The sequence below is a fragment of the Actinomadura flavalba DSM 45200 genome (assembly GCF_000374305.1).
Lineage (GTDB): Bacteria > Actinomycetota > Actinomycetes > Streptosporangiales > Streptosporangiaceae > Spirillospora > Spirillospora flavalba.
Genome location: NZ_KB894097.1, coordinates 95,688 through 110,730 on the forward strand (window position 1 = coordinate 95,688; position 15,043 = coordinate 110,730).

12 protein-coding genes are annotated in these 15,043 nt (G+C 74.5%); 3 read left to right on the plus strand and 9 right to left on the minus strand.

Features of this window, described 5'->3' with window-relative positions:
• Window position 1 precedes the first annotated feature (1 nt).
• A complete protein-coding gene (gene ggt / locus C229_RS0119170) occupies window positions 2–1,660 on the plus strand; it encodes a gamma-glutamyltransferase (RefSeq protein WP_018656720.1) in 1,659 nt (552 codons plus the stop codon).
• A gap of 532 nt (window positions 1,661–2,192) precedes the next feature.
• Here ggt and hemQ read toward each other — a convergent pair.
• From hemQ to hemE, 3 genes are all read right to left on the minus strand, one after another.
• A complete protein-coding gene (gene hemQ / locus C229_RS0119175; RefSeq protein WP_026313939.1) occupies window positions 2,193–2,897 on the minus strand; it encodes a hydrogen peroxide-dependent heme synthase in 705 nt (234 codons plus the stop codon).
• A complete protein-coding gene (gene hemG, locus C229_RS0119180) occupies window positions 2,884–4,317 on the minus strand; it encodes a protoporphyrinogen oxidase (RefSeq protein WP_033424562.1) in 1,434 nt (477 codons plus the stop codon). Before hemG ends, hemQ begins: the two co-directional genes overlap by 14 nt.
• Window positions 4,318–4,537: 220 nt before the next feature.
• A complete protein-coding gene (hemE, locus tag C229_RS0119185; protein ID WP_420804671.1) occupies window positions 4,538–5,605 on the minus strand; it encodes a uroporphyrinogen decarboxylase in 1,068 nt (355 codons plus the stop codon).
• A gap of 456 nt (window positions 5,606–6,061) precedes the next feature.
• On the opposite strand from hemE, the gene C229_RS0119190 reads away from it, so the two are divergent.
• Entirely contained in the window at window positions 6,062–6,655 is a 594-nt protein-coding gene (locus C229_RS0119190) for a DUF3000 domain-containing protein (protein WP_026313941.1), read from the plus strand.
• A 76-nt stretch (window positions 6,656–6,731) separates the two neighbouring features.
• On the plus strand, window positions 6,732–8,006 hold the full coding sequence (locus C229_RS31130) for a ribonuclease D (RefSeq protein WP_018656725.1): 1,275 nt from the start codon (window positions 6,732–6,734) through the stop codon (window positions 8,004–8,006).
• A 915-nt stretch (window positions 8,007–8,921) separates the two neighbouring features.
• Here the strand turns inward: C229_RS31130 and C229_RS0119200 are convergent.
• The 6 genes from C229_RS0119200 to C229_RS34385 all read right to left on the minus strand — a co-directional run bounded on the left by C229_RS0119200 (window position 8,922) and on the right by C229_RS34385 (window position 14,448).
• The gene (locus tag C229_RS0119200) at window positions 8,922–9,278 is read right to left on the minus strand and encodes a hypothetical protein (RefSeq protein WP_018656726.1); all 357 of its coding nucleotides are present in this window, start codon (window positions 9,276–9,278) and stop codon (window positions 8,922–8,924) included.
• A 58-nt stretch (window positions 9,279–9,336) separates the two neighbouring features.
• The gene (locus tag C229_RS0119205; protein WP_018656727.1) at window positions 9,337–10,530 is read right to left on the minus strand and encodes an ABC transporter permease; all 1,194 of its coding nucleotides are present in this window, start codon (window positions 10,528–10,530) and stop codon (window positions 9,337–9,339) included.
• Window positions 10,527–11,201, minus strand: a complete 675-nt coding sequence (locus tag C229_RS0119210; RefSeq protein ID WP_018656728.1) for an ABC transporter ATP-binding protein — start codon at window positions 11,199–11,201, stop codon at window positions 10,527–10,529. Before C229_RS0119210 ends, C229_RS0119205 begins: the two co-directional genes overlap by 4 nt.
• Window positions 11,198–12,214 carry a peptidoglycan-binding protein gene (locus C229_RS0119215; protein WP_018656729.1) on the minus strand — a complete coding sequence of 339 codons (1,017 nt, stop codon included), beginning with the start codon at window positions 12,212–12,214 and terminating at the stop codon, window positions 11,198–11,200. The genes C229_RS0119210 and C229_RS0119215 overlap by 4 nt, the downstream gene beginning before the upstream one ends.
• 11 nt (window positions 12,215–12,225) lie before the next feature.
• Window positions 12,226–12,735: a hypothetical protein gene (locus C229_RS0119220; protein WP_018656730.1), complete on the minus strand. Its 510-nt coding sequence runs from the start codon at window positions 12,733–12,735 to the stop codon at window positions 12,226–12,228.
• Between the two features lie 1,440 nt (window positions 12,736–14,175).
• A complete protein-coding gene (locus C229_RS34385) occupies window positions 14,176–14,448 on the minus strand; it encodes a hypothetical protein (RefSeq protein ID WP_155884935.1) in 273 nt (90 codons plus the stop codon).
• Window positions 14,449–15,043: the final 595 nt, after the last annotated feature.

A 15,043-nucleotide genomic window follows, 5' to 3' on the forward strand; every position in this document is an offset into this window, starting at 1 on the left:
GATGGCCGCACCGCACGGACCCGACACCGGCCGCCCGCCCACGCGCGCCGACCGCGCGATGGTGACGTCGCCGCACACGCTGGCCAGCGGTGCGGGCGTGGACGTGCTGCGGCGCGGCGGCAGCGCGGTCGACGCGATGATCGCGGTCAACGCGGTGCTGTGCGTGGTCTATCCGCACATGGCCGGGCTCGGCGGCGACGGGTTCTGGCTCATCGCCGACCCGGACGGCGAGGTCGCGGGGCTGAACGCGTCCGGCCCGGCGGCCCAGGCCGCCACCCGCGACTACTACCGCGAGCGCGGCCACACCGACGAGATCCCGGTACGCGGCCCGCTCGCCGCCGTCACGGTGCCGGGCGCCGTGGACGGCTGGCGGCTCGCGCACGAACGGTACGGCCGGCTCCCCTGGAGCGAGCTGTTCGACGACGCGGTGCACTACGCGCGCCACGGCGCGCCGGTGGGCCGGTCACTGGCCGACTGGCTCGTCGACGACCTGGCCATGCTCACCGCGCAGGAGACCACGGCGCGGATCTTCGCGCCGAACGGGCGGGCGGCGGTGCGCGGCGAGCGGCTCCGCCAGGCCGAGCTGGCCCGCACGTTCGAGACCCTCGCCGCCGACGGCGCCCGCAAGGGCTTCTACGAGGGCGACCTCGCCCGCCGGTTCTGCGCGGCCCTGGAGCCGGGCGGGTCGCCGCTACGCTCGGGAGACTTCGCCGAGTACCAGGCCCACTGGGAGGAACCGCTCTCCACCGACTACCGGGGCCACACCGTCTACCAGCTCCCGCCGAACACGCAGGGCTTCACGGCGTTGCAGATCATCAACCTCGTCGAGGGCTACGACGTCGGCGCGTGGGGCGACGACACCCCCGACTACTACCACCACCTCGCCGAGGTCGTGAAGCTCGCGTTCTCCGACCGCGACGAATGGCTGACCGACAAGCACTGGGTCGACATCCCGCTCACCGAGCTGCTGTCCAAGCGCTACGCCGACCAGCGCCGTCAGCTCGTCCGCTCCGACCGGTCGATGGTCATGGAGGAGGTCGAACCCGGCCTGAAGTTCCGGGCCGGTGCCGACCGCCGCTCCCCCGCGGGCGACACCTGCGCGTTCAGCGTCGCCGACGCGGACGGCATGGTCGTCTCCGCGATCCAGTCGATCTACCACGACTTCGGTTGCGCGGTCGTCGCGGGCGACACCGGCGTCATTCCGCAGAACCGCGGCTCATTCTTCTCCCTGGACGACCGGCACGTCAACACGATGGAACCGGGCAAGCGCACCTTCCACACCCTCATCCCCGGCCTGGCCTTCCGCGACGGCCGCCCGTGGCTCGCCTACGGCTCGATGGGCGGCGAGGGCCAGCCCCAGACCGGCATCGCCCTGCTCACCCGCCTCATCGACTTCGGCTACGACGTCCAACAGGCCATCGAGGCCCCGCGCTGGCTCATGGGCCGCACCTGGGGCGAGACCGACCGCGACCTCTCGCTGGAGGGCCGCATCTCCGACGAGACCGTCCGCGACCTCAAACGGCGCGGCCAGCCCGTCCAGATGCTCCCCGACTGGGACGACAACGTGGGCCACGCCCAGGCCATCCGCCTGGACCCCGACAACGGCTTCCTGGAATCCGGCGCCGACCCAAGAGGCGACGGCGCAGCCATAGGCTTCTGACCCCGCCCAACACAAACCACCCACCCAGGCCGCCAGCGGCGAACTAAGCACAGCACAACACGAACCACACCGAGCACCGCGCCGCACAATCCACGCGAACACCACCAGCCCACCAGCCGCCGGAAACCCGACAAACGGCCACAGCACAAACCACGCCGAGCACATCGCCGCCCACCGACACGAACACCACCGCCCGCCGAGCGCCCGACACACGGCCACGGCCCACACCACGCCGGGCACATCGCCGCGCACCGACACGAACGCCACCGCCGCGGCGAGCGCCGGGCCGACGGCGGGGGGTGGACGGTCTCCAGCAGGATGCGAATGCCGACGTCGACGCGGTCGGTGAGGACATGCCGCGGTCGCCCACGGCCACGGCACGCATCACGCCGAGGACTTCGCCGCCCACCGACACGAACGCCATCGGCCCGCCGGGCGCCCGGGGAGACGCCGCAGGGCTGCGGCGTGGGTCACATCGGGGGATTCGCTGTTCTGGGTGGCGGGCTGGTCGAGGGCTTGTTCCGTGTCGGGGTTACGGGAGGGCGGCGATGAGTTCGGCGGGGGTCTTGCGGCGGCCCGTGTAGAAGGGGACCTCCTCGCGGACGTGGCGGCGGGCGGTGGAGCCGCGCAGGTGGCGCATGAGGTCGACGATGCGGTGCAGTTCGTCGGCCTCGAAGGCGAGCATCCACTCATAGTCACCGAGGGCGAACGACGAGACGGTGTTCGCGCGCACGTCCGGGTAGTCGCGGGCCATCTTGCCGTGCTCGGCCAGCATGGCGCGCCGCTCCTCGTCGGGCAGCAGATACCACTCGTAGGAACGGACGAACGGATACACGCACACGTAGTCGCGAACGCGCTCGTTGCCGAGGAACGCCGGAATGTGGCTCTTGTTGAACTCGGCGGGACGGTGCAGCGCCATCTGCGACCACACCGGCTCGCTCGCGCGCCCGACGCGGGTACGCCGGAACCGGCCGTAGACCTCCTGAAGGTCGTCGGACGACGGCGCGTGCCACCAGATCATGTAGTCGGCGTCGGCGCGCAGGCCCGCGACGTCGTACAGGCCCCGGGTGACGACGTCCTTCCCGGCGGCCTGGTCGAGCAGCTCGCTCAGCTCGGCGACGTCGCGGTCACCGAAATCGCCGGGCCGGGGCACCCGGAAGACCGACCACATCGTGTAGCGGATCACCTGGTTGAGTTCCCGCGCCCTGGGCCGGACGGTCTCTTCACTCGCTGCCATGGTTCGATTCTCCCCGAGATTCCAGATGGTCGAGTATGCGGGCCGCCGCCGCGTCCGCCGACGCGATGCAGGCGGGGATGCCGAGACCGTCGTAGGCGGCGCCCGCGACGGCCAGGCCCGGCACACCGGCGACGGCGGCGCGGACCCGCGCCACCCGGTCGCCGTGGCCGACGTTGTACTGCGGCAGGCCGCCGCCCCAGCGGCTGACGCGGTGCTCCAGCGGCAGCTCGGTGACACCGCGCGTGGCGGCCAGCTCGATCATCGCGGCGGCCTTCAGCTCCTCGTCCGACCGGTGCAGCGTGTGCTCCTCACCGAACCGGCCGATGGAGCACCGGACGGCCACGACGTCGGGCGCCTTGGCGCGCAGGTGCGGCCACTTCACCGAGCTGAACGTGACGGCCTTGACGTCGCGTCCCTCGACGGCCGGGACGAGGTACCCCGAACCGTGCTCGGTGCGCGGGAACGCCGACGGCCGGTACGCGAGCGTGATGATCGCCATGCTCGCGTACTCGACGCGCTCCAGCTCGCGGGCGGCGGCGGGCACGTCGGCGGCGAGGAGCCGCGCGGCCGGGGCGGCGGGGACGGCCACCACGACGGCGTCGGCGTCGAGCGCCTCCGGGTCGCGGGTGGAGCCGATGGTGAGCCGCCATCCGTGAGGGGTGCGGCGCAGTTCGCGGACGGTCGCGCCGGTGCGGACGGTGCCGCCGCGCCGCTCGACGTCGGCGGCGACGAGCCCCGGCAGCGTCCCGGCGCCGCCGGGCAGCGTCGCGAACAGCGGTCCCGGGTCGGCGGGGGCGGCGGCGCGCAGGCCCCGCGCGGCGGCGATGAGCGACCGGTGCCCGCGCGCGGCGGCGGCGAGCGCCGGCATCGTCGCCTCGAACGACAGGTGCTCGACGCGTCCGGCGTAGACGCCGCCGAGCAGCGGTTCGACGAGCCGGTCCACGACCTCGCGGCCGAGCCGCGCCCCGACGAACCCGGCGACGGACACGTCGGCGCCGCGCCGCGTCGCGGGCAGCGCGAGATCGAGCGGCACCCGCGCGAGCCCGGACGTGGACAGCACCCGCGATCCGGCGAGTGCCCCCAGATCGGTCGGCACCCCCATCATCTGCCCGCCGGGCAGCGGCCGCAGCTCGCCCCGGCTGAGCACCGACGACCCGGTGGTGCCCGGATGCACGAGATCGTCCCCGTGCCCCAGCTCACGGATCAGCCGCACCGCCTCGGGCCGCCGCGCCAGCATCGACTCGGCGCCCTCGTCGACCGGCACCCCCGCGATCTCGCTGACGCGCAGCTTCCCTCCGACGCGCGCTGCCGCGTCCAGCACGGTCACCCGCACCCCGCTGACCGCGAGCCGCCGCGCGGCGGCCAGCCCCGCGATCCCGCCCCCGACCACGACAACGTGCGGGCCAAGCACAGCGCTCATCCCCCCACCCTCCCAGACGCCACCCCCCACCCCACACCGACCCACCCCACCCGCCGAACAAGAACGCCCGCGTGCCGAGGGCGAACTGCCCAGGCGGACTGCGCTTCAGCGGGCCGGAGCAGTGCGTTGCGCGGTCATCTGCGACAGCGTGCCGGGAAGTGCGGTTGCCTGGGCGGGCTGTGAGGTTGTCCGTGTTCTACGGTGTGTCGTCGCGGGGCGGTTACTGGGCCGACGTCTCGTGGACGAGGTCCGTCAGGCGCTTCAGGACGTCGGGGTCGGTGGACGGCTGGACGCCGTGGCCGAGGTTGAAGACGTGGCCGTCGGCGGCGCGGCCCCGGGCGAGGACGTCGCGGGCGCGGCGTTCGACGGTCTCCCAGGGGGCGTAGAGGACGGCCGGGTCCAGGTTGCCCTGGAGGGCCTTGCCGGGGCCGACGCGGCGCGCGGCCTCGTCGAGGGGGACGCGCCAGTCGACGCCGACGACGTCGGCGCCCGCCTCGCCCATCAGGCCGAGCAGTTCGCCGGTGCCGACGCCGAAGTGGATGCGCGGGACGCCGAGCGGTTCCAGCGCGGCGAAGATGCGCCGCGAGTACGGCAGGATCGAGGCGCGGTAGTCCTCGGGGGCGAGCGCGCCGACCCACGAGTCGAAGAGCTGCACGGCGCTCGCGCCCGCCGCGACCTGCACGCGCAGGAACGCGATCGTGATCTCGGTGAGGCGCTCCATCAGCGCGGCCCACAGGTCGGGGCGCCCGTACATGAGGGCCTTGGTGAGGTCGTGGTTCTTCGACGGCCCGCCCTCGATGAGGTAGGACGCCAGCGTGAACGGCGCCCCGGCGAACCCGATGAGCGGCGTGCCGCCCAGCTCGCCGACGAGCCCGCGCACGGCCTCGGTGACGTAGGAGACGTCGTCGGGCGTCAGTTCCCGCAGCACGTCGAGCCCGGCCGCGTCGCGGATCGGGTCGGCGATGACGGGCCCGACGCCGGGCTTGATGTCGAGGTCGACGCCGATGGCGCGCAGCGGCACCATGATGTCGCTGAAGAAGATCGCGGCGTCGACGCCGTACCGCCGGACGGGCTGGAGCGTGATCTCCACGATCAGCTCGGGCCGCGCGCACGCCTCCAGCATCGGCACGCCCTCGCGGATGCGCAGGTACTCCGGCAGCGACCGTCCCGCCTGCCGCATGTACCAGACGGGCGTGTGCGGCACCGCCTCACGCCGGCACGCACGCAGGAACGCACTGTCGCCGAGCGCGGGGTGCGCGGCGGAGGAGTCGAGAGCATCAGCAGCCACCCCTCGATGCTCCCATGCCCACCCGGCGCCCGACGCCATCCCCCACCGACTCGCGCTCCAAGGCGCCCCAGCAGGCCGCGCGGCAATAAATACAGACACGCCGAGCGAAGTCCCGCATTCTGTCGGTCCCGCATGCGAACGTGATCCGTGTCATAACCGAGGGAGGTCCCCCGTGCACTGCTCCACCTGCGGCGACGAGCGATGGTTCGAGCAGCCGCCGTGTGAGGACGGGCACGGCGCCGACTGCCCCGAGCGGGCCTGCGCGAATTGCGGCGCGGCCGTGATCGTGGCCGACGTTCCCGCGCGGCCCGCCGACTTCCCACCCCCTACTCCGCGCCCCACCGTGCTCGCCGGTGCCTGACCGGCCTGGCCGCTGAGACGAAAACCTGTGCCGTGCCTGGATCTCCGCCACCCCCCTTCGCCCCTGTCCGCCCGCACCCGCCGCGCGGTGGCCCGATGACCCCGCCGTCCCCTGCCCCGGAGGCGGAACCGGCCGTGTTCCGCCGCGCCGCCGCGTCGTTGCGCTCGGTGCTGGACGGCCCGCCGCCGCGTCCCGAACTCGACCTGGAGGAGATCCCCGCGCCGCAGCGGCTCGCGCCGTACGCGGCGGCTCTGTCGGGCAGCATCTGGCGCGACGACGACACCGAGACCGCCAGCGGGCGGCTGATCCTGCTGTACGACCCGGCGGGCCGCGACGGCTGGGCGGGCGGGTTCCGGCTCGTCGCCTACATCCAGGCCGATCTTGAGCCGGAGGTCGCCGCCGACGAGCTGATCGGCCAGGTGGCGTGGAGCTGGCTGCTGGAGGCGCTGGAGCCCGCCGGGTTCACCGGCGAGTCCGGGACGATCACCCGCGCGGTGTCGGAGAGCTTCGGCGACAAGCGCGGCGAGCCGTCCGCGACCGAGCTGGAGCTGCGCGCGTCGTGGTCGCCGACGGGCGACGAGCTGGCCGCTCATGTGGCCGCATGGTGCGAGGTGCTGGCCAGTACGGCGGGCCTGCCGCCGGCCGGTGTCGCGGCGATGCCGCCGGGCGGGGGCGGGACGCGCCGTTGAGCGACGTACGGTAGGAGACGTGGGTAGCACAGCGTCGGAGACAGCGTCGGCCGGGGAGAGCACCGAGAACGTGGGAGTGCCTGAGACACGGCCGGAGACGGACGCGCACGTCCCGGCCGCCGAACCACTGCTGGAGCCGCGCGAGGGCGTGCCCCCCGTGCTGACGACGGCCGCCGAGCTGGATCGCGCCATCGCCGCGTTCGCCGGGGGCACCGGCCCGGTCGCGGTGGACGCCGAGCGCGCGTCGGGTTACCGGTACGGCCAGCGCGCCTATCTCATCCAGCTCCGCCGGGCGGGCGCGGGCTCGGCGCTGATCGACCCGATCGAGCTGCCCGACCTGTCCGGGCTGGACGCGGCGCTAGCCGACACCGAGATGGTGTTGCACGCCGCCAACCAGGACCTTCCCTGCCTGGCCGAGGTGGGCCTGGTCCCGCGCCGGTTGTTCGACACCGAGCTGGCCGGGCGGCTGCTGGGCTATCCGCGCGTCGGGTTGGGCTCGATGGTGGAGAACGTCCTGGGCTACACGCTGGAGAAGGGGCATTCGGCGGCCGACTGGTCGACCCGTCCCCTCCCTGAAGACTGGCTGCGGTACGCCGCGCTCGACGTCGAGCTGCTGGTCGAGCTGCGCGACGCCCTGTACGAGCGGCTCGTCGAGGACGGCAAGCTCGACTGGGCGCTGGAGGAGTTCGCGGCGATCCTGACGACGCCGCCGAAGGCGCCCCGGTCCGATCCGTGGCGCCGCACGTCGGGCATTCACCGGGTGCGGAACCGGCGGGCGCTGGCGATCGTCCGGGAGATGTGGGAGGCGCGCGACCGCATCGCCCAGGAACGTGACCTTTCGCCGGGCCGAGTGTTGCAGGATTCGGCGATCATCGAGCTGGCGACCAAGCCGCCGCGCACGGCGGCGGAGTTGCAGGCGCTGCCGACGATGCGCGGCCGGGGCGCCCGGCGGCACCAGACGGCGTGGCTGCGCGCGGTGAACCGGGGCCGGGCCCTGCCCGACAAGGCGCTGCCGGAGGCGGGCGTCGCGGGTGACGGCCCGCCGCCCGCGCACCGCTGGGCCGAGCGCGACCCGGCCGCCGCCGCCCGCCTGGCCGCCGCCCGCGCCGTCGTCACGACGCTGTCCGAGACGCACCACATGCCCGCCGAGAACCTGGTCCAGCCGGACACGATCCGCCGCCTGGCCTGGTCCCCACCCTCAGACCTCACCAAGGAAACCGTAGGCGAAGCCCTACGCCTCCTGGGCGCCCGCCCCTGGCAGATAACCCTGGCAGCCCCACCCCTGGCCACAGCCCTGAACAACGCCGACCACCCAGCAAACGAGAACGAGAACGACACCCCACCCGAGTAGCACCCACCCCGAGTGACGACCCACCCCGACGGCAAGAACCGCCCGTATACACGCGAACAACCGGGTCCGGGGTCAGGGCCGCACCGCCGCAGAGGGCTTGATCATCCGGACCGAAGGGAGGATGATCAAGCCCTCTGCGGCGGTGCCAAAAAGGCCCTGACCCCCCGCGACGCAGTCGCGGCAGCAAACACAGCTCCCTGCACCCACCAGCCCCGCCGAACAACCAAGCCAGATCCCCACCAACCCCAGCCCGCACCAAAACGAGCCCACCAACCCCAGCCCACACCGAAACCGCGCCGCCCCGCGCCGCCCCACACCGAAACCGCGCCGTGCCGCGCCGCGCCGCGACTAACTCGCGCCAAGCCCGGCCCACGCTGAGACTGACTCGCGCCAAGATCGCTCATGCCGACCCGCTCGCGCCGAGCGACCGCGCCAAGACCAACCCGCGCCGACATCACCCCGCGCTCAGAGCCGAGGAACACGATCCCGGCCGACGACTAGGTGAGCCGCGCGGTCAGAGCGCCCCAGCTCGGCGTGCTCAACACCGACTGCTGCTGTCGCTGGGCGCGGCGCACCCTCCCCGATTCCTCACCCTGCGTTCAGCGGACCAACCCGCCCCAAGACCGACCCGCACTAGGACCGGTCCGCGTCAGGACCGACCCGCGCCAAGATTGACCCGCACCACGATCACCCCACGCTGACACCGGCCCCGCTGGGACCAGCCCATCCCAGCACCAACCCGTCCCGCCACCAACCCGCGCCAAGACCGACCGACGCCAAGATTGACCCGCACCGCGATCACCCCGCGCTGACACCGGCCCCCGCTGAAACCAACCCGTCCCGACACCACCCCGTGCCAAGACCAACCCGCGCAGAGATCCCCCGCGCGAAGACCGCCCCACCACCCCCAGCCCACTAAAGATCAGGCAAAGGATCACGCGGCAAGCTCCCCCGATCGAACACCTCGGTATCAGCCGCGTTCACCAGCGGCACATACTCCCCATCAATCTCAAAATGCGACCCCCCGAACTCGAACCCACCCCCACCCCGCAAAGGCCCCAGCCGGGTCGTACGTGGATAAGTCCCCCAGACGCTGCGCGGCCGCGAGCGGCCAAGGGAGCCCGTCGTCAGCACGAGAACCTGATCGGCGGTCACGACGAACAGGAACGACGTGCCGCCGCCGCGTGCCCGCGCGGGGAAGACGTAGTGGAACTCGTCGTCGATCCCGAGGAACTCGCGGCAGCGGTCCCGGACCGGACGGGGCACGGGCATGACGGACACCTCCGTGCGTGACGCACATCACCGACCCGCCACATGATGCACCGAATGATCACACGGTCGCCAGTGCCGACGTCGGCGACATCCGGGCGGCCCGCACCGCCGGGTAGGCGCCCGCGAGCGCGCCGACGAGCAGCGTCGCGCCGACCGCGCCGAGCAGCGCCCACGGTGGAACCACCGGTGGCCAGCCCCGGTACAGGGCGAACGCGACGGTCGCGCCCGCCCCCAGCGCCGCGCCCGCCGTCCCGCCGAACGCCGAGAGCAACAGCGACTCGCCGAGGAACTGCGTCCTGACCTGGCCGCGCGTGGCGCCGAGCGAGCGGCGCAGGCCGATCTCGCGGCGCCGCTCCAGCACGGAGATCACCATCGTGTTCGCGACGCCGACGCCGCCGACGAGCAGTGCGACCGCGCCGAGCCCGAGCAGCAGCCCGGTGAACGCCCCGGCGGCGGCGGCCTTGGCGGCGAGGGCGTCGGACGGGCGGCTGACCTCGACCTCCTCCGGGTTCTGCGGGTTGACGGTCCGGGCGAGCACGTCCCGCACGTCCTCGACGGCGGCGTCCCGGGACCGTTCGTAGAGCGTCGTGGGATGTCCGTCGAAGCCGAGATGCCGGGCGGCAACGTCCGCGCCGACCAGGACGGACCGGTCGATCTCCGGCGCGAGGTCGGCCGTCTCCAGTACGCCGAGCACGGTGAACCAGCGTCCGCCGATCCACACCTGCGCGCCGGGCCGCTCCAGCCCGAGCCGCTCGGCCGCCTCGGCGCCGAGCACGACGCCGGGGTACCGGCCGGTCGCGGCGTTCAGCCACGTCCCGGTCCGCATTCCGACCCCGAGCGTGCCGGGCAGTTCGGGCGACGCGACCTGCACGGCCAGGCCGTGCGTGACGGCGACGGGGACGCGGTCGGTGCGCCGGACGGTCGCGTCGAGCCGCGCCGTCGTCGCGACCCGCGTCACGGGTCCGACGCGGGCGACCATCGCGGCGGCCTCCTGCGGCAGCTTCGACTCCTGCCCGAACAGCGTGTCCCCCGCCTGGACGGTCAGCAGGTTCGTGCCGATCCGGTCCAGTTTGCGCAGCAGGTCCTCGCGGCTGGACGCGGAGATCCCGATCACCGCGACCATCGTGGCGATCCCGAGCGCGATGCCAAGCGCCGACAGCACGGCGCGCGCGGGCCGGGCGCGCAGCCCGGCCAGCCCGGTGCGCAGGACGTCGCGGCCGCTCATGCGGGCCGGGCGCGGCGGCGCGTTCACCGCGTCACCGCCGGGTCCGCGAGGAGGCCGTCGCGCACCCGGACGCGGCGCGGCGCGTGCGCGGCGACGTCCGGGTCGTGGGTGATGATCGCGACGGTGGCGCCGTCGCGGTGCAACGCGTCCAGCAGTTCCAGGACGCCCGCGCCCGCCGCCGAGTCCAGGTTCCCGGTGGGTTCGTCCGCGAGCAGCAGGTCGGGTTCGCCGACGACGGCGCGCGCGACCGCGACCCGCTGCTGCTCACCGCCGGACAGCTCCGGCGGCCGGTGCCGCAGCCGGTGCCCGAGCCCGACGCGGTCGAGCGCGGCGGTGGCCCGCGCGCGGCGCTCCCGCAGCGGCACCCCCGCGTACAGCAGGCCCTCGGCGACGTTGTCGAGCGCGGACAGGCCCGCCGCCAGGTGGAACTGCTGGAAAACGAACCCGATGTGCCGGGCGCGCAGCGCCGACAGCCGCCGGTCGGTGAGGGCGGCGACGTCGTGGCCCGCGATGCGGACCGTGCCCGACGTCGGGCGGTCCAGCGTCCCGATCATGTGCAGCAGCGTGGACTTGCCGCTGCCGGACGGGCCGACGATCGCGACCTGCTCGCCGCGCTCGATCGTCAGGTCGACGCCGCGCAGGGCCGCGACGCCGCCGGGATACTCCTTGGTCACGCCGGTCAGCTCCACGATCGTCACGACGCCGCCACCCCGACCCGCACGCCCTCGGTGATGCCCGCGCCGGAGATCTCGACGCGCCCGCCGCCGAACGCGCCCGTCGTCACCGCGACGACCCGGTCCCCGACCTCGACGCCGAAGCCGCCCTCGCGCAGCGCGAGCAGCGCCTCGACCGGGACCGACAGCACGTTCTCGCGCCGCTCCCCCGCCAGCTCGACGGTCACCGGGGCCTCGTCGAACCGTCCGGTCTCGGCCTTGGCGTCCAGTTCGACGTCGACGCCGATCGTGGTGGCGTCCTGCTTCTTGGTGGCGACGCGGTCCACCGACGCGATTCTGCCCTTGACCGTGCGGCCGTCCGGCAGCTCGACGGTGACGGGCGCGCCCTCGCGGGCGAGGTCCTGCTTGGCGGCGTCCAGGTCGACGTGGACGGACCGGCGGGTGCTCGCCACGGTCAGCGCGGGCTGGCCGGGCGCGGTGCGGGCGCCCTCGGCGGCCTTGACGCCGGTGACGCGGACGGCGCCGGACAGGAACACGATCTGGGCGGCGTCCACCGAACCGGTCTCGGGCAGGCCCCGGTCGTCCTGCCAGGCGCGGACGGCGGCGGCGGTCGCGGCGGTGAACGCGGTGTCCACGGTCATGCCGGAGCCGTAGCCGAGGGCGCGCAGGTTGCGTTCGAGGTCGCGGACGTCGCGGCCGTTCGGGACGCCCGGTGCGAGCGTCCGGTACATGGGGGTTCCGCCGTAGAACAGGGTGACGGGTTCGCCCTGGACGCGCAGCAGGGTGCCGCCACGGCGGATCGTCCGGCCTTCGGCGGGGGCCCAGGTCACGGTGCCGGACGCGCCCGTCCAGACCTGGCGGGCCCCGGCGTGGCCGAGCGTGCCGTCCACGGTCTCGGTGTCCACGAGGTCGCCCCGGGTGACCGGGGCGGTGGCGCCCGGGGCGGGGGCCGCCCCGGCGGGCGGCGCGTCGCCGCCCGCCGCGAACGCGGCGCCGCCCGCGACGACGGCCGCCGCCCCGGCCGCGCCGAGGATCACGGTCCGCCGCCTCAACGGGGACGCTCCGGCATGAGGTGGCGGCACGCCTGCTGCGCCCGGTCCATCTTGGGCTGGTCGCCGGGCTTGCCCTTGATGCGGATGCCGCCGTCGGCGCCCGGGTCGGGCATGTCGACGCCGTTCTCCCGCATGCACTGCGCGAACTTCGTGAGCTGGTCACGGACCTTGGGGTCGTTCATGTCGGGCATGAGCCCCCCGGCCTCCAGGAACGACCGGCACTTCTTCATCGCGGTCTCCATGCGCCCGCGATCACCGTCCTTCTCCGTGACGCGGAACTGCTTCCCCTTGTCGGAGCCGGGGTCGGGCACGTCGACGCCGTTCTCGCGCATGCACCGGGTGAACTTCAGGCGCGCGTCCTCGGGGTTCATCGTCGGGCGAGCGCTCGCCGACGCGCTCGTCCCGCCCTTCGCGGCGCTGGCGACGCCCGTCTCCCTCGTCTCGCCGCCGCAGCCGGCGAGCGCGAGCGCCGCCGCGACGACGACGCCGCTGATCCGGTACCGCATGGATGTCCTCTCCCCGGCCGCGCTCTGCCGCCGGTGAGCCACATCCGACCGGGGCCCGGGTTAAACCCGCGTTAGACGCCCAGTGGGGGAACCACCGGTGTCACCTGGATGACAAAACGGGCGCCATAACACGTGAACCAGTCTCAATACAGGCGCCGGATACGTCGCGATAATCCGTTCGGTGTCCAGCCACATCGGGGCTCCGCCGTCCGACGACGACCTCCGCCTGACCGAAGCCCTGCGCGCGCAGCGTCCGGGCGCGGTCGGCCATGTGTACAACGTCTACGGCCCCTGGCTCTTCGCCTACGCCCAAGAGATCATCGGTGACCGCGACCAGGCGGTGCAGGCCGTCCGCGCCGCGCTGCTCACCGCCCGCTCCCGCCCGGACCGGGTGCCCGCGCCCGACCGGTTCCAGGGCTGGCTGACCGATCTCGTCCGCGCGGAGTGCGAGTCGCAGCTCGGCGCGAGCGCCGCCGGGACGCCGGGCGGCGGCGCACCCGCCGCGTCCCCGAGCGCGCCCACCGGCCGCAACGCACGCGCAAGGGCGTCCCGCAAGGGCACCGCCCCCGCCGACGCGCCCGGCACCCCCGATGGCCGCACCACACCGCGCCGAACCACCCCCGGCACCACACCCGCACCCACGGGACGACCCGGCACGGGCACCCCGCCCGCCGGACGTCCCGGCACGGGCGACACGCCAGGCCGAGCCTCCGTCACGGGCACCCCGCTCGCCGGACGCCCCGGCACGAACGGCTCCGGCACTGGCTCCGCACAACCCGGTTCGGGCGACACGGCAGATCGAGCTTCCAGCACGGACACCACGCCCACGGCAAGGCCCGGCACGGGCGACACGCCAGGCCGGGAGTCCGATGCGGGTATCGCGCCCGCCGGACGACCCGGCACCGACAGCCCCGGCGCTGGCTCCACGCCCACGGGAAGGCCCGGCACGGGCGACACGGCAGGTCGAGCCTCCGGCACGGGCACCGCGCCCGCCGGACGACCCGGCACGGACGGCTTCGGCGCTGGCTCCACGCCCACGGGACAGCCCGGCACCCGCGACACGGCAGGTTGGGCGTCTGGTGCGGGCACCACGCCGACGGGACGGCCCGGTTCGGGCGACGCGGCAGGCCGGGCCTCCAGCACGGGCACCGCGCCCGCCGGACGACCCGGCACGGGCAGCTCCGGCGCTGGCTCCACGCCCACCGGGCGACCCGGTGCGGGTGACGCGGGAAGTCGGGCGTCCGGTGCGGGCACCGCGCCTGGTGGGCGGTCCGGTGCGGGTGACGTGGCGGATCGAGCGTCCGGTGTGGGTTCCGTGTCCGGTGGCGTTAGTGGGGCGGCTGCCGAGGGGGCGGCGCCTCTGATCGAGGAGGAGCCGCAGGAGCGGCATCGGCGGCTCAGTATGCGGGCGATGCGGTCCCTGCTGGGGCGCCCGGCGGCTCAGCCCGCGCCCGCGCCGGAGCCGCCGCCCGCTCCGGCGGAGGAGAAGGCCGACCCCGGGCCCGCGCCCGAGCAGACGCGCCCGGCGCTGCGCTCGCCGCTGGCCATCCGTCCTCTCCCGGTGCAGAGCCCCGGGCCCGAGTCGCGCCCCGCGCCGCAGGAGCGGCCCGCCCCGCCCCGCCGGACCGCCCCCGCTCCGCCGCCCCGGCCGCACAGCGCGCCGCCCGCCTTCGGCACCGCGACCTCGGCCGAGATCCCGCTCTTCGACGCCACCGCCCCGCAGCGCACGCCCGACCCCGCGACCCCGGCGACGCACGGCTCAGTCGCGAATCCGGACGAGCGCACCGGTCCGGACACCCGTGAGGACCCGCGCCCGGACGAGCCGGACGCCTGGGAGGCGCCCGGACGCGCGGACCGCAGGCGCGGCGGCACGCGCCCCGCGCCGGTCACGCGGGAGGACCCGCTTCCGGCGCCGACCACCGCGCCCCCCAAGGAGCAGGACGTCCCCGTAGCGGGGAAGGCCGTCGGCAAGGGTTCCGCCGCCGCCGGTGTGGCGGCGCTCGCCGCGCTCGGCGCGACCCGGCGCGACGGCGGCGACGAGACCGCGGCTCCGCATACGGAGGCCGGAGCCGCCCCCACCCAGACGGCGTCCGCCGACCCGGACGCCGTCTCAAGCGGCGACGACGCCACGGCCGCGCCGACCGTGGCGGCGCCGCCCGCCGAACCGAACACCGACAAGGCGAACACCAGCACACCTGACGACCCCGACACAGCCGCCGGTGCAGGTACGGCCACCGCCACCGGTGCGCCCACCGACGCGCGCACGAGCTCAGACACGACCACGGCCGCAGACACCGATGCGACCGCC

Excerpts from the sequence above, each read along its gene's own strand:
- ggt (WP_018656720.1), top strand. The coding sequence starts at position 2 with ATGGCCGCACCGCACGGACCCGACACCGGCCGCCCGCCCACGCGCGCC.
- hemQ (WP_026313939.1), bottom strand. The coding sequence starts at position 2,897 with ATGGCAGCGAGTGAAGAGACCGTCCGGCCCAGGGCGCGGGAACTCAAC.
- hemG (WP_033424562.1), bottom strand. The coding sequence starts at position 4,317 with ATGAGCGCTGTGCTTGGCCCGCACGTTGTCGTGGTCGGGGGCGGGATC.
- C229_RS0119190 (WP_026313941.1), top strand. The coding sequence starts at position 6,062 with ATGACCCCGCCGTCCCCTGCCCCGGAGGCGGAACCGGCCGTGTTCCGC.
- C229_RS0119200 (WP_018656726.1), bottom strand. The coding sequence starts at position 9,278 with ATGCCCGTGCCCCGTCCGGTCCGGGACCGCTGCCGCGAGTTCCTCGGG.
- C229_RS0119220 (WP_018656730.1), bottom strand. The coding sequence starts at position 12,735 with ATGCGGTACCGGATCAGCGGCGTCGTCGTCGCGGCGGCGCTCGCGCTC.